Source organism: Ferdinandcohnia salidurans (genome assembly GCF_042680725.1).
Lineage (GTDB): Bacteria > Bacillota > Bacilli > Bacillales > Bacillaceae_L > Ferdinandcohnia > Ferdinandcohnia salidurans.
In genome coordinates, this window is record NZ_JBHUEK010000031.1 from 214,176 (window position 1) to 234,654 (window position 20,479).

A 20,479-nucleotide genomic window follows, 5' to 3' on the forward strand; every position below is an offset into this window, starting at 1 on the left:
ACTAGATACGCAGAAAGGAAGAAGACATAGTGAAAACAGAGGAACTAATCAACGAAGCGAAAATAGCAAGAGAACTAGCATATGTTCCATATTCAAAGTTTAAAGTAGGGGCTGCGATATTAACAAAGGATGGTAAAGTATACCATGGCTGTAATATCGAAAATGCAGCATACAGTGTAACAAACTGTGCAGAGAGGACAGCGCTATTTAAGGCTGTTTCTGAAGGAGATAAGGAGTTTGCAGCAATTGCTGTAGTTGCAGATACAGAACGACCAGTACCGCCTTGTGGCGCATGTCGTCAAGTGATTTCGGAGCTTTGTGGACGTGATACAAAGGTATTCTTATCAAATCTTAAAGGTGACGTACAAGAGATAACAATTGATGAACTGCTACCAGGAGCATTTACACCGGAGGATTTACATGGAAACTAAGAATAATTATAAATCAGGATTTGTTTCAATTATAGGACGACCGAATGTTGGGAAATCTACTTTTTTAAATCATGTTATCGGGCAAAAAATCGCTATAATGAGTGATAAACCACAAACGACACGTAATAAGGTGCAGGGGGTTTTTACAGAAGAAAATTCCCAAATTATTTTTATAGATACGCCTGGAATTCATAAGCCAAAGCATAAACTTGGTGATTTTATGATGAAGGTAGCTCAAAACACTCTTAAAGAAGTTGATCTCGTTTTATTTATGATCAATGCGGAAGAAGGATATGGTCGTGGGGATGAGTTCATTATTGAACGACTTAAAAATATTCAGACACCAGTTTTTCTCGTTGTTAATAAGATAGACCAAATACATCCTGATAAATTATTGGAGTTAATCGAGAAGTACAAAGGACTTTATCCGTTTAAGGAAATTGTTCCAATTTCAGCACTCCAGGGAACGAATACCTCTAGATTAGTTGAACAGATCAAAGTTTATTTACCAGAGGGACCTCAATACTATCCTGCTGATCAGGTAACTGACCATCCTGAACGATTTATCATTACTGAGTTGATTCGTGAAAAAGTGCTTCACCTAACAAGAGAGGAAATACCACATTCGATTGCAGTTGTAATGGATTCACTCGAAAGAAGAGAAAGTGGAAATACTGTCTATGTTGGCGCCACTATTATTGTCGAACGTAATTCGCAAAAAGGAATTGTAATCGGAAAACAAGGTAGTATGCTAAAAGAAGTTGGGAAACGAGCACGAGCAGATATTGAGGCATTGCTTGGTTCAAAAGTTTTTCTAGAGCTTTGGGTAAAGGTTCAAAAGGACTGGCGTAACAAAAGTTCTCAACTTCGTGATTATGGCTTTAGAGAAGATGAATATTAAAGTCTAAGTATACGTAAATTCCAAAAAAATACACGGATTAGCAAAATTTATGTAACATGTTTTTTAGGATTTTCGGTCAAGATATTCTTACAAGTGAATGAAATTGGAATAGTCTTTGCTAGTGTTTAAATTACAGAAAGGTGGGGTTACTATGTTAGATTTTACCTGGAAGGTGTTTAGTCAAACAGGTAATGTTGATACGTATCTTCTTTTTAAGGAATTGGAACAAGAGAAGACAGAGAGACCCGAGGCACAAAGTGAGGAGCTAGCAGAAATAGATTTTCCAATTACTTGACCATCCTAAAAAAAGCGTCTTAAACCTTAAATAAGTCATGTATGACGCAAATAATCAACGGTAATTGGATTGCCTAGTTGCCAATGGATGGTGACAGTAGTGCTACAAAAATGCGAAGGTATTATCATAAGAACAAGTGATTATGGTGAAACAAATAAAATCGTAACTTTGTATACCCGTGAATGGGGGAAAATAGGGGTAATGGCAAGAGGTGCAAAGAAACCTAGTAGTCGCCTTGCAGCCATTACCCAGGTTTTTACATATGGACAGTTTTTAGTTCAAAAGACGTCAGGTTTAGGCGTATTACAACAAGGTGAAACGATTTCAACCTTACGAAGTATTCGGGAAGATATTTTCCTAACGGCATATGCATCATATGTTGTCGAGTTAACCGATAAATGCACTGAAGATAAGAGATCAAACCCGTTTTTATTTGAAATGTTGTATCAAACCCTCAATTACTTAAATGAGGGGTATGATCCTGATATTCTTTTGTATATATATGAGCTTAAAATGCTACCATTGCTTGGGTTGTATCCTCGACTTAATGAATGTACAAACTGTAACAGTACAGAGGGTGAATTTGCCTTTTCGATAAGAGAGGGTGGGTTACTTTGCCACCGCTGTTATGAAAAAGAACCCTATCATTTGAAAGTATCGCAAGCAACAATTCGTTTGTTGCGCTTATTTTATTATTTTGATTTAAACCGATTAGGAAAAATTGCCGTAAAAGACGAAACGAAGAAAGAATTGAAGATGGTCATTGACATGTACTACGAGGAATATTCAGGCTTATATCTAAAATCTAAACGATTCCTAGACCAACTTGAAAATTTACGTCTAACCTAACGTGGTCTACTTGACATAGCAGTGAATTTGGAATATAGTTCAAATAAAATAAGAGTTCAAAAAGTTGACGAATCAGAAGCGAGAAGGTCAAGGAAAGAGTGACTTGAGGACCGCAGCGTATGCTCTTAATACGTGAGGACCGGAGAGGCCGAGTGACGCAGAGATTCGAAGTCTAATCATTTGGCTACTTTTTGAACCTCATCTAAAAATATTGCACGGTGAAGGAAAGTAGTACTTATCCCCGTTCATAAAAGCGAACCTAGGATGGTGGAAGCTAGGGTATGAACAGATAAGGAAGGCGTTCCAGAGTGTATCGCTTGAAAGAGGCAATAACTCATAGAGTTTTTGCAAATAGGGTGGAACCGCGGGTAAACTCTCGTCCCTATGTCTACAATTAGGCATAGAGGAGGGGAGTTTTTTTATTTTTTTATAAATAGTTTTTTCAACCTAGCTGCAGCGCCTAGAAACTCGAGAAACTTCAACTCCTCCTGCAGAGGCAAAAAGCGCCTCTTTGTCGGAGTCTCCGACGCACAGGATGTGCTAGTGCCGACTTTGCCACAGGACGTGGCGATTCTAGTCGGCCAGTTTCCTCGTTTCTGAGCAAGGCGCTTTTCGCTTTATAATTTTGGAGGTGCAAGATTAATGAATATTCAAGAAATGATATTAACCTTACAGAAGCATTGGTCAGATCAAGGTTGCATTCTGATGCAGGCTTATGACGTTGAAAAGGGTGCTGGAACAATGAGTCCCTACACATTCCTAAGAAGCCTTGGCCCTGAGCCGTGGAATGTGGCATATGTTGAACCTTCAAGACGCCCAGTCGATGGCCGTTACGGAGAGAACCCAAACCGCTTATACCAACACCATCAATTTCAAGTGATCATGAAGCCGTCACCTGATAATATTCAGGAATTATATCTAGATTCCTTACGTGCATTAGGAATTAATCCATTAGAACATGATATCCGCTTCGTTGAAGATAACTGGGAAGCCCCAACACTTGGAGCAGCAGGGCTTGGTTGGGAAGTTTGGCTAGATGGAATGGAAGTTACTCAATTTACATATTTCCAACAAGTTGGAGGTATTGAATGTAAGCCAGTATCTGTTGAGATTACATATGGAATTGAACGTTTAGCCTCATATATTCAAGATAAAGAGAATGTTTTTGATCTTGAATGGACAAAAGGATTTACAGTTCGAGATATTTTCCATCAGCCTGAGTACGAACATTCAAAGTATACGTTTGAAACATCAGATACAGAAATGCTATTTAACTTATTTAGCATTTATGAAAAGGAAGCGCATCGTCAAATGGACGAAGGACTCGTTCATCCAGCCTATGACTATGTCTTAAAATGTTCTCACACCTTTAACCAATTAGATGCAAGGGGAGCAATTTCAGTTACCGAAAGAACAGGATATATCGGCAGAGTTCGTAATTTAGCTCGTAAGGTAGCTAAAACGTTTTATGATGAGCGGGAAAAATTAGGCTTCCCAATGCTGAAGGCAAAAGGAGACGATCGTAATGAGTAATCGAGATTTATTGATTGAAATTGGATTAGAGGAAATGCCAGCACGCTTTGTAACAGATTCTATGAATCAGCTTTCTGACAAGGTTACAAACTGGCTGCTTGAACATAATATTTCATTTGAGCAAGTAGAGAGTTTTTCTTCACCGAGAAGACTAGCGGTTCTTGTTCGGGATGTTGCCGACAAACAAAAGGATGTTGAACTAGAAGCAAAAGGTCCTGCAAAAAAAATTGCCTTAGACCAAGATGGAAATTGGACAAAAGCTGCAATGGGGTTCACAAGAGGACAGGGTGCTTCTGTTGAGGATATCTTTTTTAAAGAAATAAATGGTGTGGAATATGCACATATCAATAAATTTATTAAAGGGAAAGACACGAAAGAAATCTTAGGTGAACTTGAGGGTGTTATCGTCCATCTTTCATTCCCTAAAAATATGCGCTGGGGCGATCAAGACCTTCGCTATGTCCGTCCAATTAAATGGATTGTCGCTTTGTTTGGAGATCAAATAATACCAATCACGATTACGAATGTAACATCAGGAAATAAAACATGGGGACATCGTTTCTTAGGTCAAGAGGTTGAAATCACATCTCCTAGAGACTATGAAAAAGTACTTATGTCTCAATATGTGATTGCGGATTATCTTGAGCGCAAAGAAGCCATTACGAATCAAATCAAAATACTTGAAGAGGACAACAATTGGGAGATTCCAATTGACGAAGATTTACTGAATGAAGTAACAAATCTTGTTGAATATCCTACTGCCTTTTTCGGAAAATTTGAGGAAGAATTTTTGAATTTACCGGAAGAAGTGTTAATTACAAGTATGAGAGAGCATCAGCGTTATTTCCCTGTAAAGGACAAAAACGGGGCCCTACTACCTTACTTTGTCGCAGTTCGTAATGGTGATCATAACTATCTTGATAAAGTTGCTAGAGGGAATGAGAAGGTTTTACGAGCACGTTTATCTGATGCAGATTTCTTTTATAAAGAAGATCAAAAGTTAGAAATTGATAACTTAGTCCAAAAGCTTGATAAAATAATTTACCATGAAGAAATTGGTTCAATTGGTGATAAGGTTAGAAGAATTCAGCATATCACTAAGAAGGTGTCAGAACTTCTTAACATTGATAGCCAAACACAGGAAAAAGCAAACAGAGCAGCCGAAATATGCAAATTTGACCTTGTAACCAATATGGTGTATGAATTTCCTGAGCTTCAAGGTGTAATGGGTGAACGCTATGCACGAATTAGTGGAGAAGACGAGGCAGTGGCGGTAGCTATTAACGAGCATTACATGCCTAGACATGCTGACGATTCTAGTCCTAATTCGACTATTGGCGCAGTAGTTAGTTTAGCGGATAAATTGGATACAATAGTTGGATGTTTCTCAATCGGTATTATTCCAACAGGATCACAGGATCCATATGCATTACGCCGTATGGCTTCTGGTGTCGTTCAAATCTTACTTGATAAAGGTTGGAATATTGGCCTTGAAGAACTAATCGATGGTGTATTAGATCTGTTTGTTGAGGCAAAAGTTGCGAAGCTTGAAAAACAAGAAATTAAGAAAGAACTTGTTCACTTTTTCAAATTACGAATCAAACATGAACTAAATACTAGAAACATCCGCTATGATATTATTGATGCGGTTCTTGGTACAAAGATTGGAAATGTTGGACTTATTATTAAAAAGGCGGAAATGCTTGAGAACAACAAGGACCACCAAGATTTTAAAACAACTATTGAGTCATTAGGTAGGGTTGTTAACATCGCCAAAAAAGGTGAAGAAGCTGAAATTAATCCAAGCTTTTTCCAATCTGAAGAGGAAAAGAATCTCTTTGAGAAGTTCACTGAAGTAAAACCAAAAGTAATTGAAAGTCTAAACAATCATGAAGTAGCAGAAGCTTTCCATTTATTAGCTTCATTGAGAGAGCTAATTGATCAATACTTCGAACATACAATGGTAATGGCAGATGATGCGGCAGTAAGGAAAAACCGACTTGCACAAATGGTGCAACTAGCTAACATTATTTATTTAATTGGGGACCTGAACGCAATTATTGTAAAATAAACTGACCATGAAAAACGAATGTACATGTTTATGACCGCGAAAAAGTAACACTTGGGATAAACAATTTAAAAACTAGGAGCAGAAGAATTAGCTCCTAGTCTTTTTCTATTTACTATACGTGATTACGCAATTAGTATATAATAATTAATAATTAGTATAACTCTTTTCAAACAACTTACATATTTAAAATAAATACTATAGATTTTAGGAATGGTGGTGAGTACAATAGAACTGAGTAAGCGGCAAGAACAAATCGTACAAATCGTAAAAGACAATGGGCCAATCACTGGTGAAGCTATTGCAGAACGTTTAAATTTGACTAGGGCGACTCTTCGACCAGACCTCGCTATATTAACTATGGCAGGATATCTTGAAGCCAGGCCACGTGTCGGCTATTTCTACACAGGTAAAACAGGTCAGCAATTACTTGCGGATAGGATAAATAAAATTAAAGTGATGGATTACCAATCTATCCCTGTTGTGATTAATGAGAGTATATCTGTCTATGATGCAATCGTGACAATGTTTTTAGAAGATGTCGGTACATTGTTTGTGGTGGATAAATCATCACTTCTTGTTGGAGTTTTATCACGTAAAGACTTACTGCGGGCAAGTCTTGGAAACCAGGATTTAAAATCTGTACCCGTTACAATTATTATGACACGAATGCCAAATATTACGATGTGTGAAAAAGATGATCTTTTAATTGACGTGGCTCATAAATTGATTGAAAAACAAATTGATGCATTACCAATTGTTAAGCAATCAGAACGGGGTATAGAGGTAATTGGCAGAATCACTAAGACAAATATGACAAAAGCATTCGTAGGACTTGCTGGTGATGAAATCCTTTAATGAGCATTTTGATCTTTTAAGTTAGGAGATGGAGAATTAAAATGAGAAATCGCGTTGTATATGTAGTATCAGATTCAGTTGGGGAAACAGCTGAATTAGTTGTTAAAGCGGCAGTTAGCCAATTTAACGGCTCCCATACAGAAATCAAACGAATTCCTTATGTAGAAGATACAGCTACATTAGCAGAGGTTGTCGCACTTGCCAAACTTAATAATGCAATTATTGCATTCACACTTGTAGTTCCTGAACTACGAGATTTTCTTGTGATCGAAGCTGCACGTGAAGGGGTAATTGTAAACGATATCCTGGGTCCATTAATCGAAAAAATGTCTGGCCTTTATGAAAGTAACCCAAGATTTGAAGCAGGTCTTGTACGAAAACTAGATGAGGATTATTTCAAAAAGATTGAGGCAATTGAATTTGCTGTTAAGTATGATGACGGTCGCGACCCAAGAGGAATTTTACGTGCAGATATTGTCTTAATCGGGGTTTCAAGAACGTCCAAAACGCCTTTATCTCAGTATCTCGCTCATAAGCGCTATAAAGTCGCAAACGTCCCAATCGTCCCAGAAGTTGATCCACCGGAAGAGCTCTTTAAAGTATCACCGAATAAATGCTTTGGACTAAAAATCAGCCCAGAGAAGCTAAACCATATTAGACGTGAAAGATTAAAGTCATTAGGTTTGGATGACCAAGCGATCTATGCAAATATTAATCGTATTAAAGAAGAACTTGACCACTTTGAATCTCTCGTGAATAAAATTAATTGTGATGTAGTGGATGTATCAAATAAAGCGGTTGAAGAAACGGCCAATATTATTTTAAATAAAATAAGTAATCGTAAAACAAAGTAAACATAAGACTACTTATACAGTAAAAAACATATCTCTAAAAAGATATGTTTTTTTATGGCGCTTGAAGGAATTTTATATTATAATAAAAAATTGTGATAAAAATACATATTTTTAGGTTTAGAGTTCGATTGGATAGAATAAACTATATATTGAAGGTTGTCAAGGATAAATTATGGAATAGGTGAATTAATTTTCGACATTTTTTTCCTTGTTTCAATATTTCTCAACAGATATATGATAGTATATCTGTCCATAATTGCTCACCTAAAGATGGGACAATCACAGATTTTTGAACTTATTTGTAATCTTTTTCTTGAAAAGAAGGATTCTTCGGAGTGATGTAGAATAGAGAAATATGACGAAAAAAAGAATAAAATATTTGTGGATGCGGATGCTTGTCCAGTTAAAGAAGAAATACTTAGCATAGCAGGTACATATAATATCAATGTTGTATTTGTAGCGTCGTATGCTCATGTTATGTCGACTCCAATGGGTGGTAAATGGGTGTACGTGGATGCTGAGAAAGAAGCAGCAGATCTCTATATTATGAATCATGCAATAAAAAAAGACATCGTCATTACCCAGGATACTGGCTTAGCGAGTATTTTAGTAAATAGAGGTGTAACTGTTATATCACCTCGTGGCAAAGAGTTTAAGGAAGAGGATATGGAACAAATCCTCCATTTTCGCTTTTTATCTGCAAAAGAAAGACGGAGTGGTTCATATTCAAAAGGACCAAAACCCTTTACTGACGAAGACAGACAACATTTTACTAAAATTTTTAAAAAAAGTTTGTCGAATCTTGCAGGATTTAAACTCTAAACATCGAATAATTTAGTACTTGGGGATGTTATACATGGGATATCGAATACCCGAAGAAACAATCGAAAAAATTCGTATTTCTGTTGACATTGTTGATGTTGTTAGTGAATATGTTCAATTGAAGAAGCAAGGTAGAAATTATTTTGGCTTATGCCCATTTCATGGTGAAAATACCCCTTCATTCTCTGTATCTCCCGATAAACAAATCTTTCATTGTTTTGGGTGTGGAGCAGGTGGAAATGTATTTTCTTTTTTAATGGACTTAGAAGGGTATTCCTTCGCGGAGGCGGCAATAAACCTCGCTAATAAAGTGAACATAGATTTGTCAGATTATGAACAGCCAACTGCTGTTTCTGATAAAAACAATGAAGCATCAAAAATGCAAGAAGCACACGAATTATTAAAGAAATTCTATCATCACCTATTACTTAATACAAAAGAGGGTCAACCAGCGCTAGACTATTTAACCAATAGGGGCTTCACAAGAGAAATCATCGATAAGTTTGAAATTGGCTATGCCCTTGACTCGTGGGACTTTGCCACGAAATTTCTTCAGAAGAGAGGCTTTAGGCCTGAGTTGATGGAACGGGCCGGACTGCTCGTAAAAAAGGAGGATACCGGAACATTCTTTGATAGATTTCGAAACCGCATAATGTTCCCGATATGGGATCACCAAGGTAAAACCATAGCATTTTCTGGCAGGGTGCTTGATAAGGGGCAGGAACCAAAATATTTAAACAGCCCTGAAACGATTATTTTTAATAAAAGCAAGACCCTTTATAATTTCCATCAAGCTAGACTTGCTATTCGAAAACACCAGCAAGTGGTTCTTTTTGAGGGATTTGCAGATGTCATTGCAGCAGATACAGCTGATGTTCCAAATTCAATTGGTACGATGGGCACATCCTTGACGGATGAACATGTAAAAATAATAAGACGGAATGTGGAATCTGTTGTTATCTGTTATGACTCTGACAATGCGGGCTTAGATGCCGCTTTACGAGCTTCTAGTATGCTAGGTGAAGCGGGTTGTTATGTAAGAGTAGCAACAATGCCAAATGGCATGGACCCTGATGACTACATTAGAAAATATGGCGCAGATAAGTTTAAAAATGATGTAATAGGGGCAAGTCTTACATTAATGGCATTTAAAATGCAGTACTTAAGAAAAGGAAAAAATCTTCAGGATGAAGGAGATCGCATCCGTTATATAGAAGATGTTATTAAAGAAATTTCCTCTTTAGAAAAGGCTGTAGAAAGGGACCATTATTTGCGCCAATTATCAAGTGAATTTTCTATATCACTTGATGCATTAAAAACCCAACAGCTTCAGTATTATAAATCTGAACGGAAAAAAAGGGATAATTTCTCTTCGAATAGAAATAATACGAAAGCGAAACCTACCGTATCAAAACATTTACTTAAAGCCTATCATAATGCAGAACGATATTTAATTGCTTATATGTTGCGTAGTCGGGATATTGCTGAGAAAATACAGGATCAGCTTCAAGCCGAATTTAATATCGAAGAGCATCGAGCGATTGTAACGTACCTATATGCATTTTATGAAGAAGGCTATGAACCAGATATCAGCACATTACTAACAAGGATTCATGATGAGAGTTTAAAAAGGATTGTCACCGATATTGCAATGATGTCCATTGAAGAGGAAGTGACGGAATCTGTTTTATCAGATTATGTGAAACAGGTGTTGAATCACAAAAAAATGTCAATGATAAAAGAAAAAGAATCTGAACAACTAGAGGCTGAACGAAGTAAGGATTATTTGAAGGCTGCTACAATTGCAAATGAAATCATTCAAATGAAAAAAGCATTAATTTAACAAAAAGGTTTTCTAACCTCTATGTCTTACAAGTTTGGAAGGAGGGGAACAAATGGCTGAAAAGTCTAAAGAAGTCGATACTGAGTTAACATTAGAGCAAGTTAAAGAAAAATTAACAGCACTAGGAAAAAAACGTGGTGTATTGACATATGAAGAAATCGCTGAGCGTATGTCTGGTTTTGAAGTTGAATCAGACCACCTTGATGAATATTATGAGTTCCTTGGAGAGCAGGGTATTGAATTATTAGGTGATAGCGGGGATCATGATGCTGATGATGACAATGAAGATGATCCAAATATTCAAGAACTATCCAAGGAAGAAGAATTTGATCTTAATGATCTAAGTGTTCCTCCAGGAGTAAAGATAAATGACCCAGTACGTATGTACCTGAAAGAAATTGGCCGTGTTGATTTACTTTCCGCTGATGATGAAATTCAACTTGCTGAACGAATTGAACAAGGTGATGAAGAGGCCAAACGTAGACTTGCTGAAGCCAATTTGCGACTTGTAGTAAGTATTGCTAAGCGTTACGTTGGTCGTGGGATGTTGTTCCTGGATTTAATCCAAGAAGGTAATATGGGACTTATTAAAGCTGTTGAAAAATTTGATTATCGCAAAGGTTTCAAATTTAGTACGTATGCAACATGGTGGATACGTCAAGCCATCACACGTGCGATTGCAGACCAAGCTAGAACCATCCGTATTCCTGTTCATATGGTAGAAACAATTAATAAATTAATCCGTGTGCAACGTCAGTTACTCCAGGACCTGGGGCGCGAACCAACGCCTGAAGAAATTGGAGAAGATATGGATTTAACACCAGAAAAGGTAAGGGAAATCTTAAAGATTGCACAAGAACCTGTATCATTAGAAACACCAATTGGTGAAGAAGATGACTCACATCTTGGAGACTTTATCGAAGACCAAGACGCAACTTCTCCATCAGAGCATGCTGCATATGAGCTTTTAAAAGAACAACTGGAAGATGTTCTAGATACCTTAACAGATCGAGAAGAAAATGTATTACGTCTACGCTTTGGATTGGATGATGGACGTACTCGTACTCTCGAAGAGGTTGGTAAAGTATTTGGTGTTACTCGTGAACGTATTCGACAAATTGAAGCAAAAGCCCTACGAAAGCTTCGTCATCCAAGCCGTAGTAAGAGATTAAAGGATTTCTTAGAATAAATATTTTCATTTACATTCCGTAGTTTACTTCATACAATTGAAGTAAACTATTTTTTTAGTTTTAGCCCTATTCGACATGGGTACAAAGACAATGCCACTCAAACATGGAGTTTTAGTCTTTGATTTTATTCAAACAAGGTGAGCGCTTTCATGAATCAAGACAGAAAAAAGATTATTATCAATGAAATCCTATATTGGCGTAAAAATAAATTACTGCCAGAAGCATATTGTAATTTCCTACTCTCGTTATATACAGAGGGAGAAGGAATTGAATCAACAAAAGAAACAACTTTAACTAAGAAAACTCCATTTGTTTCGATCATCGGAATTGGTTTACTTTTACCAGTTTTATTACTTGTCACTTATTTTACTGAAATATCGACTATATTGCAAATGGTATTAAACTTTATTTTTTTAATTATCTGCATTTTAGGCCTAATTACTCAAAGAACTAATCCACTTTTCGTTCATTTTGGTTCAATTATTTTCGCCCTTTTCACCTTGCTTTTAACAACGAGTTTAAGTGAACTACTTTTTAAAGGACAGGCACTTTATTTAATCGGTATGATTCTTTTGAATTGTATCGGTTGGATTTTAGTTGGAGTGTTTTTAAAGAAGAAGTATTTTTTGATAGCAGGAGTTCTCGTTAGTATAATTTCAGTTGTTACTTTATTGAAAATTTAAATTATTTGAAAATTCACCAACTCCCGATATAATAGATATGAAAACGTATACAACGGGAGGGGTATTATGAATTTCGATTTAACGACCGAGCAAAAATTGATCCAAAAAACAATTAGAGAGTTTTCCGAAGCAGAAGTTGCTCCAGGTGCTGAACAACGGGATAAAGATAAACGTTTCCCAAAAGAAATTTTTCAAAAGCTTGGAGAATTAGGGATGATGGGTCTGCCGTTTCCTGAAGAATATGGCGGAGCAGATTCTGATACAATTAGCTTTGCAATCGTGGTCGAAGAACTTAGCCGTGCCTGTGGGTCTACCGGAATTACATACTCGGCACATATCTCACTTGGTGGTGCACCCCTTCATTTATTTGGAACAAAAGAACAAAAACTAAAATACTTAATACCTATTTGCACAGGAGAGTCCTTGGGAGCCTTTGGATTAACAGAACCCAATGCTGGATCAGATGCAGGTGGAACCCAAACAGAAGCCATTCTCGAAAATAATCAGTTTATCATTAATGGAAATAAATGCTTTATCACAAATGCCAGTTTCGCAAAGCATTTAGCCCTCACAGCGATAACGGGCCGTCATGGGGCTAAAAAAGAAATTAGCGCAATTATAGTACCAACTGATGCAGAAGGCTTTAAAGTTATTGATAATTACGAGAAAATGGGACTCAATGCTTCAAACACGACGGAATTAGTTTTAGAGGACGTTCATGTACCTGAAGAAAACCTGCTAGGAAAACGAGGAGAAGGCTTCAGACAGTTTCTAATAACGCTAGATGGCGGCAGAATCGGCATTGGAGCAATGGCAGTTGGAATTGCACAAGCAGCCTATGAAAAGGCCCTACATTATGCAAAAGAACGCAAACAATTTGGAAAGTCCCTATCTACCTTCCAGGCTATTCAATTTAAATTAGCAGATATGGCGATGAAGATTGAACTGGCACGGAATATGGTGTACAAAGCTGCATGGTTGAAGGATCAAGGAAGAAGTTTCTCAAAAGAAGCTTCAATGGCAAAGCTTTATGCCTCTGAAATTTGTATGGAGGTGACAAATCAAGCTGTCCAGATACACGGTGGCTATGGTTATATGAAAGAATATCATGTTGAAAGATTTATGCGGGATGCAAAGCTTCTTGAAATCGGGGAAGGGACCTCTGAAATTCAACGAATGGTCATTGCACGTTCAATTGGATGCTAAATAAATATGTCTTATTGACTCCTTGCCAATTGGGAAGGAGTTTTTATTATTTTTTATGACAAATTTGTGACGTTTTTGTGTAAAAAAATTTTACAATATTATGTTAAATAAGTTCTTGTACAAATAGGTCTTTTACTTCTATCATTTTTCAAGTAAAATAGAGAGTGTTTGTATAGAATAATAATTATATCTATTTTTGATGTACATAAGGTAAGGGAGGTCAGAATAATGAAAAAGAATCCATTAATACCATTTGCCCTGATTGCAGTTTTCGGTATTGGACTTATGTTCCTATTAGGCTTTGTTGGACTAGGTAACATGGACGAAATGGCAAACCAAGGTGAAGAGGCTCCAGAAACAGCAGCTGCTTCCCCAGAAGAAGTTGTCCAAGGAACATGTGCAGCATGCCATGGTCAAGATTTAGCAGGTCAAGGTACTGCACCTGCTTTAAAAGGTGTTGATCTTTCCGTAGAAGAGATTCAGGATGTAATCACTAATGGTAGAGGTGCGATGCCAGGTGGCTTAGTTAAAGACCCTGCACAAGTACAAGAAATCGCAAATTGGTTAGTTGAACAAAAATAAATAATAAAAAAACCCTTTGCATAAATGTAAAGGGTTTTTTACTGCCCTTCCCTGTCAGATGGAAGTTTCTACTGACATCTTGTATAATAAAAACTAAAAAATATGATGTTAAAAAAGGAGGATGAAAAGGACCGCGTCGACAAAAACGCCACGTCCTGTGGCATTGTCGACACTAGCACATCCTGTGCGTCGAAAGTTCAAGGCGGTGCAGTTTTGAGTAGCGGATAGTATGTAGTGAATACTTGAGCAGACGATTTTGCACGCCGGAAAAGTGGTTTTCTTTTCCAAGGAACGGAAAAACAAGCCAACGAAGAAATTCGATGTGTCATTTTCACCGGACTTTTTAACTATCCTAAAAAAATGTGGTGTTATTATGAATGAAGAAAAGCTATCAAAGCGGCTTGAAACTGTCGCATCATACATACCAAAAGGGGCAATATTAGCAGACATCGGGTCTGACCACGCCTATCTTCCGTGCTATGCATACTTAAATGGGTTTATCTCTGGAGGAATAGCAGGAGAGGTAGCAGAGGGACCATTACAATCTGCAAAAAAACAAATCTCCAAAAGTGAGCTTGATGCCAAAATTGAAGCTCGTAAAGGGGATGGACTGGAAGTCATTCAACCAAATGAAGTTACATGTATTACCATAGCAGGTATGGGGGGCTCGCTTATCCGCTCCATACTTGAAAATGGCAAAAACAAACTGCCTGGTGTACAAAGACTCATCCTACAACCAAATATTGGTGCTTCAACAATTAGAGAATGGCTTATTGAAAACGATTGGGAGATAATCGCAGAAGAAATCCTAGAGGAAGACAAAAAAATCTATGAAGTTTTAGTTGCCGAAAAAGGAAACCCACTTAAGCCTTATCAGGATAAGGAACAAGAACTTTTACTAGGACCATTCTTATTAAAAGAAAAAAATTCAGTTTTTGAAAAAAAAATGGGATCATGAACTAAAACATTGGGAAAAGATCTTATCACAGCTTGAGACAGCAGGAGAAACACCTGAAAATCAGACACGAAAAGAAGAGCTCAAGCAAAAAATAAAAATAGTAAAGGAGGCATTACAATGAGCAAAATACCTAACGGTTTTGAAGTAATACAAGTATTTGAGCAATTTTCTCCAAAGCACTTAGCCGTCGAAGGTGATCGAGAAAGAATCGGCCTTCAAGTTGGTACATTAAACAAACCAATAAAAAAAATAATGGTTGTACTTGATGTATTAGAAAATGTGGTTGATGAAGCCATTTCAAATGATGTTGATTTGATTATTGCTCATCATCCTCCTATTTTTCGACCCTTAAAAACGGTTCAAACGGATACACCATCTGGAAGAATCATTGAAAAGTGTATTTTACATAACATAGCGATTTATGCAGCACATACAAATTTAGACGTGGCTGTTGGGGGCGTGAATGACTTACTTGCGGATGCATTGGGGTTAACCAATATTGAATTGCTTGCGCCAACCTACGAGGAAAAGTTAAAAAAACTAGCTGTCTATGTCCCTCGGGAGTCTGCTGATGAAGTACGAGATGCTTTAGGCTCGGCTGGTGCAGGTTTTATAGGGAATTACAGTCATTGTACTTACAACACGCCTGGTACAGGAACATTTTTACCACATCAAGGGACAAACCCACATATAGGTGAAGTCGGTAAATTAGAAGTTGTGGATGAAATCAAAATTGAGACGGTTTTTCCGAGTGGCCTTCAAAAGAAGGTGATCACGGCTATGCTTAACGCGCATCCATATGAGGAGGTTGCTTTCGATATTTATCCCCTTGAAAATGAAGGTAATGTGCTTGGACTTGGACGTGTTGGTTATCTCGAACAGGAGATGACACTTGAGCAATTCGCCTTTCATGTTAAGGATAAATTAGAAGTAGATGGACTTCGTGTCGTAGGTACTCTTTCAGATAAAGTGAAGAAGGTTGCGGTACTTGGAGGAGACGGAAATAAATATGTTTCACATGCTAAAAGAGCTGGTGCAGACGTGTATGTAACTGGAGATATGTATTACCATGTTGCTCATGATGCAATGATGATGGGCCTTAATATCGTTGATCCAGGCCACAATGTTGAAAAGGTCATGAAAAAAGGGGTAGCTAATATCTTAACGGAGCGTTTCAAAGAAAAGAAATTCGAGGTTACTGTGATTACCTCAGAACTAAATACAGATCCATTTCAATTCCTATGAAAAAAGGTACTCCAATTTTGCTGGAGTACCTTTTCCTTTATTTAAGAACGCTTTTGATCGTTTACTTTTTAGCTACCTTTACCTTTGGTAACACTTTATAGAGTGGAACTTTTCGAGCTCGTTCCCATGTTTCCTCATTTTCAGGATCGAATTGTTCTAAAAAGTTAATGACTTCTTTCGTAATTGGCGTTGGGGTGGAAGCACCAGCTGTTACGGCTACTTTCTCAACACCTTTAAGCCATTCAAGTTGAATATCACTTACGTCTGCAACACGATATGCTTTTGTGCCTGCAATTTCTTCGGAAACTTGTGCGAGACGGTTTGAGTTATTACTCTTCGGATCTCCAACTACGATTGTTAAGTCAGCCACAGTTGCTTGTTGGGCAACAGCTTCTTGTCGAACCTGTGTAGCTAAACAAATTTCATTGTGGACTTCAGCATGTGGAAACTTTTCCTTAACCTTTTCCATTACATGAAGAACGTCCCACTGACTCATTGTTGTTTGGTTAGTCACAACAAGGTTTTCATGATTTAGCTCTAGTTTTTCAACATCTTCAACCGTTTCAACAAGATGAACGAAACTAGGGGCTACACCTAATGCACCTTCTGGCTCTGGGTGGCCCTTTTTACCAATATAAATAATATGGTAGTCTTCAGCTGTTTTTTCCTTAATCAAATCATGTGTTCTAGTTACATCAGGGCAAGTTGCATCAAGTGTGACAAGACCTCGTTCTTTTGCTAATCTTTTCACCTCTGGTGAAACGCCATGCGCTGTGAAAATAACGGTACCTTCTTTAACCTGATTTAAAATATCTAAACGGTTTGCTCCATCAAGCGTAATAATTCCTTCTTCTTCAAAGGCATCAGTTACGTGCTTATTGTGAACAATCATTCCTAGTATATATATAGGTCTTGGTAATGATTTATCTAAAGCGGCATTTTTCGCAATTACCATCGCATCTACTACACCGTAGCAATATCCACGGGGAGCAATTTTGATTACTTCCATGCTCTTCTCCTCCTCAGTCAATAAATCGGATAGCTCATACCTATTGGTACTCTCGTAATCTCGTATTTATTATATCTGAGTATGAAGGATAATACAAAGTCTTTTAAATGTAAAGCTTTGGAACTGATTGACCGGTACCACTTGCTTTTGGTTTTTCTTCTTCATTTTCAAACTCTTCACTGTCTGAAGTCACATCTGATAGTGAAATAGTCTCATTCTCTTCTTCCTGTTCATTCCCTGCATTTTTAATCGCACTATACATCCTAACCATTGCAGGGATATTTTTCATTAATGGCCCATATTGTTGAACCATTGGAACAACAGATTCAGCCATTTTTAACGTTTTTTGTACATTTCCCATCATCGCACTAAGGTTAGAGGGATTTGCTAAATTTTGAAGGGTGCCTGCGTTCATTCCTTGTGAAGGATTAAAGAAACCAGGCATACCTCCCATTCCTTGCATGGGATTTGACTTTCCCATTCCAGGGATTAATTTTTTCAAAAGGCCACCTAATCCGGATCTTCCTTGTCCTTGCATGCCTTGCATACCACCGTACATTCCTGGTGGTCGAAACCCATATTGCTGTGGAAACATGGATGGTGACCTCATTTGTCTCATTGCTCTCATTTGATTCATTGGTTGTCGTGGATAAAACATTTACTTCTCCTCCTTTCAGATTACCTAAGTTAAGTAGAAGAATGAATCGGGTGATAATACCTTATTTTTAGGATATGCGGTGGGTGAATTAAATGTTTTACCTATTACTTCAAATGGGCTCAATTGGTATTTTGACAAGCTTTCCTATATAATAAATTGTTAGGTTATGAGAAAACATATAATAAACCCAAACCTTGCAAAACAAATTCATATTTATATAAATGAGGGATCGTAATGACAGTAAAAGATTTTGAACGTTTTCAATTTCAGCCTTTTATACTTGAAGCATTAAAAGAGATTAAATTTACAAAGCCGACCGAAATTCAAGAACGGTTAATACCGAGCATTCAGCGGGGCGAAAGTGCGATTGGGCAATCACAAACAGGTACAGGTAAAACCCATGCGTACATACTGCCAATTATTAATAATATTGATTCTGCAAAACAGGAGGTACAGGCTGTTATTACTGCACCTACCCGTGAGCTTGCAACGCAAATACATCATGAAATAGGAAAAATCATTAAATTTAGTGATGAGAATCCAATTACAGCAAAATTATTTGTAGGTGGGACGGATAAAGCACGTGCCATCGAAAAACTAAAAACACAACCACATATTGTTGTAGGAACTCCTGGAAGGATTCACGATTTAATTAAGGAACAAGCTCTTCAAGTTTACACAGCGAGTCAAATTGTGGTAGATGAAGCTGATCTAATGCTTGATATGGGCTTCATCGAAGACGTCGACCAAATTGCAGCGAGGATGGCCGAAGACCTACAAATTTTAGTGTTTTCAGCAACCATTCCTGATAAATTAAAGCCATTTCTAAAAAAATATATGGAAAACCCTAGATACACTCATGTTGCACCTGAGCAAGCTACTGCCGCTAAGGTAGAACATATACTTGTTCCATTACGACATCGAAATAAGTTAAAGCTTTTGCAATCCATGTTAGAGGTTTATAATCCATATTTAGCGATTATTTTTACCAATACGAAAAAAATGGCTGACGAAGTAGCAGATGGCTTAATTGCAAAAGGTATGAAGGTAGGGCGACTCCACGGAGACCTCCCACCAAGAGAACGTAAAAAGGTCATGAAGCAAATTAATTCATTAGAGTTCCAATACGTAGTGGCAACGGATTTAGCTGCAAGAGGTATTGACATTGAAGGTGTGAGCCATGTAATTAATTATGAACTACCTAGTGATCTTGATTTTTACATTCACAGGGTAGGTAGAACGGCAAGGGCGGGCTATTCAGGAATTGCAGCTACGATTTATGAGCCAGCGGATGAAGATGCAATTATAAGACTTGAAAAAATGGGAGTTACTTTTGTAAATAAGGACCTTGAAAATGAAGAATGGGTCAATATTGGCGAAAGAAACAAACGAAAGGCTAGAAAAAAGCAAGTTGATGAAATTGATAAACTTGCACAAAGTCAGGTGAAAAAGCCTAAGAAGGTGAAACCAGGCTATAAGAAAAAGATGAATCAAGAAATGGAAAAAATTAAAAAGCGTCAAAAACGCTTAAAGAGAAAATAAGCATGATCTATGGTAATATACTTTTATGAATTTGTAGGGAGATAGGAGAGGTATAGCATGCTAAAACTTGGCTCACATGTATCAATGAGTGGAAAAAAAATGCTTCTAGCAGCTAGTGAAGAAGCCGTATCATACGGTGCAAATACTTTTATGATTTATACAGGAGCACCCCAAAATACAAGACGAAAAAAAATAGAGGATTTAAATATAGAAGCAGGACAAGCTCATATGAAGGAAAATGGAATTGATGAAATTGTTGTTCATGCTCCATATATCATCAATATCGGTAATACTTCAAACCCATCAACGTATGAACTAGGTGTAAACTTTTTACGTTCTGAAATTGAAAGAACAGAGGCACTTGGTGCCAATCAAATTGTCCTTCATCCTGGTGCACATGTTGGAGCTGGTGCTGAAGCGGGAATAAAGCAGATAATTGCGGGCTTAAATGAGGTTCTGACAAAGGAACACAAAGTACAGATCGCATTAGAAACAATGGCCGGTAAAGGATCTGAATGTGGAAGGTCATTTGAAGAAATTGCCCAAATTATTGATGGAGTAACACATAATGAAAAGCTATCTGTCTGTTTTGACACTTGTCATACTCATGATGCAGGCTATGATATTGTGAATGATTTTGATGGAGTCTTAGAACAATTCGATAAATTAGTGGGTCTAGATCGAATCAAAGTCCTTCATATCAATGATAGCAAAAACGATAAAGGGGCAAGAAAAGACCGTCACGAAAATATTGGTTTTGGTAAAATTGGATTTAATGCAATTAATTATATTGTTCATCATCCATCCCTAGAAAATGTTCCTAAAATCCTTGAAACACCTTATGTTGGGGAGGACAAAAACAGTAAAAAGGCTCCATATAAGTACGAAATTGAAATGATCCGATCAAAATCATTTGATGAGGGTTTACTCGAGAAAATAATCAATCAGTAAA

At 37.3% G+C, this 20,479-nt stretch carries 19 protein-coding genes and 1 pseudogene; 18 read left to right on the forward strand and 2 right to left on the reverse strand.

What is annotated here, in order from left to right:
• Positions 1–29: 29 nt before the first annotated feature.
• The 16 genes and pseudogenes from ACFSFW_RS21575 (at position 30) to ACFSFW_RS21650 (ending at position 16,318) form a co-directional block, all read left to right on the forward strand.
• Complete coding sequence (locus tag ACFSFW_RS21575) at positions 30–431, forward strand: cytidine deaminase (protein WP_388041260.1); 402 nt, start codon at positions 30–32, stop codon at positions 429–431.
• A complete protein-coding gene (gene era / locus ACFSFW_RS21580) occupies positions 421–1,332 on the forward strand; it encodes a GTPase Era (RefSeq protein ID WP_304218708.1) in 912 nt (303 codons plus the stop codon). The genes ACFSFW_RS21575 and era overlap by 11 nt, the downstream gene beginning before the upstream one ends.
• Before the next feature lie 151 nt (positions 1,333–1,483).
• Positions 1,484–1,627 (forward strand): YqzL family protein, encoded by a 144-nt coding sequence (locus ACFSFW_RS21585; protein ID WP_099352231.1) that lies wholly within the window; start codon positions 1,484–1,486, stop codon positions 1,625–1,627.
• A 99-nt stretch (positions 1,628–1,726) separates the two neighbouring features.
• Positions 1,727–2,476, forward strand: coding sequence for a DNA repair protein RecO (gene recO, locus ACFSFW_RS21590; RefSeq protein ID WP_099361949.1), 750 nt, complete (start codon positions 1,727–1,729; stop codon positions 2,474–2,476).
• Positions 2,477–3,118: 642 nt separating this feature from the next.
• Positions 3,119–4,009 carry a glycine--tRNA ligase subunit alpha gene (gene glyQ, locus ACFSFW_RS21595; RefSeq protein WP_304218704.1) on the forward strand — a complete coding sequence of 297 codons (891 nt, stop codon included), beginning with the start codon at positions 3,119–3,121 and terminating at the stop codon, positions 4,007–4,009.
• The gene (gene glyS, locus ACFSFW_RS21600) at positions 4,002–6,080 is read left to right on the forward strand and encodes a glycine--tRNA ligase subunit beta (RefSeq protein WP_388041265.1); all 2,079 of its coding nucleotides are present in this window, start codon (positions 4,002–4,004) and stop codon (positions 6,078–6,080) included. Before glyQ ends, glyS begins: the two co-directional genes overlap by 8 nt.
• Before the next feature lie 210 nt (positions 6,081–6,290).
• Entirely contained in the window at positions 6,291–6,935 is a 645-nt protein-coding gene (gene ccpN / locus ACFSFW_RS21605; RefSeq protein ID WP_304218698.1) for a transcriptional regulator CcpN, read from the forward strand.
• A 41-nt stretch (positions 6,936–6,976) separates the two neighbouring features.
• A complete protein-coding gene (locus ACFSFW_RS21610) occupies positions 6,977–7,789 on the forward strand; it encodes a pyruvate, water dikinase regulatory protein (RefSeq protein ID WP_304218696.1) in 813 nt (270 codons plus the stop codon).
• A gap of 381 nt (positions 7,790–8,170) precedes the next feature.
• Entirely contained in the window at positions 8,171–8,611 is a 441-nt protein-coding gene (locus tag ACFSFW_RS21615) for a YaiI/YqxD family protein (protein WP_099361946.1), read from the forward strand.
• Between the two features lie 34 nt (positions 8,612–8,645).
• Positions 8,646–10,454, forward strand: coding sequence for a DNA primase (gene dnaG / locus ACFSFW_RS21620; RefSeq protein ID WP_388041267.1), 1,809 nt, complete (start codon positions 8,646–8,648; stop codon positions 10,452–10,454).
• Between the two features lie 52 nt (positions 10,455–10,506).
• Complete coding sequence (gene rpoD, locus ACFSFW_RS21625; protein WP_099352239.1) at positions 10,507–11,643, forward strand: RNA polymerase sigma factor RpoD; 1,137 nt, start codon at positions 10,507–10,509, stop codon at positions 11,641–11,643.
• A 150-nt stretch (positions 11,644–11,793) separates the two neighbouring features.
• Entirely contained in the window at positions 11,794–12,327 is a 534-nt protein-coding gene (locus tag ACFSFW_RS21630; RefSeq protein ID WP_388041270.1) for a hypothetical protein, read from the forward strand.
• Between the two features lie 66 nt (positions 12,328–12,393).
• Positions 12,394–13,533 carry an acyl-CoA dehydrogenase family protein gene (locus tag ACFSFW_RS21635; protein WP_388041273.1) on the forward strand — a complete coding sequence of 380 codons (1,140 nt, stop codon included), beginning with the start codon at positions 12,394–12,396 and terminating at the stop codon, positions 13,531–13,533.
• A 228-nt stretch (positions 13,534–13,761) separates the two neighbouring features.
• Positions 13,762–14,115 (forward strand): cytochrome c550, encoded by a 354-nt coding sequence (gene cccA, locus ACFSFW_RS21640; RefSeq protein WP_388041276.1) that lies wholly within the window; start codon positions 13,762–13,764, stop codon positions 14,113–14,115.
• A 373-nt stretch (positions 14,116–14,488) separates the two neighbouring features.
• Positions 14,489–15,194: pseudogene (locus ACFSFW_RS21645) on the forward strand (tRNA (adenine(22)-N(1))-methyltransferase).
• Complete coding sequence (locus tag ACFSFW_RS21650) at positions 15,191–16,318, forward strand: Nif3-like dinuclear metal center hexameric protein (RefSeq protein ID WP_388041279.1); 1,128 nt, start codon at positions 15,191–15,193, stop codon at positions 16,316–16,318. Before ACFSFW_RS21645 ends, ACFSFW_RS21650 begins: the two are co-directional and overlap by 4 nt.
• A 61-nt stretch (positions 16,319–16,379) precedes the next feature.
• Here ACFSFW_RS21650 and ACFSFW_RS21655 read toward each other — a convergent pair whose 3' ends face one another.
• Complete coding sequence (locus ACFSFW_RS21655) at positions 16,380–17,327, reverse strand: 4-hydroxy-3-methylbut-2-enyl diphosphate reductase (protein WP_388041282.1); 948 nt, start codon at positions 17,325–17,327, stop codon at positions 16,380–16,382.
• A gap of 103 nt (positions 17,328–17,430) precedes the next feature.
• A complete protein-coding gene (gene vrrA / locus ACFSFW_RS21660) occupies positions 17,431–17,985 on the reverse strand; it encodes a VrrA/YqfQ family protein (protein WP_388041285.1) in 555 nt (184 codons plus the stop codon).
• Between the two features lie 234 nt (positions 17,986–18,219).
• Here vrrA and ACFSFW_RS21665 point away from each other — a divergent pair, with 234 nt between their 5' ends.
• Both ACFSFW_RS21665 and ACFSFW_RS21670 read left to right on the forward strand, forming a co-directional pair.
• Positions 18,220–19,527 carry a DEAD/DEAH box helicase gene (locus ACFSFW_RS21665; protein WP_388041288.1) on the forward strand — a complete coding sequence of 436 codons (1,308 nt, stop codon included), beginning with the start codon at positions 18,220–18,222 and terminating at the stop codon, positions 19,525–19,527.
• Between the two features lie 57 nt (positions 19,528–19,584).
• Positions 19,585–20,478, forward strand: coding sequence for a deoxyribonuclease IV (locus tag ACFSFW_RS21670; protein ID WP_304218667.1), 894 nt, complete (start codon positions 19,585–19,587; stop codon positions 20,476–20,478).
• The last annotated feature ends 1 nt before the right edge of the window (position 20,479 follow it).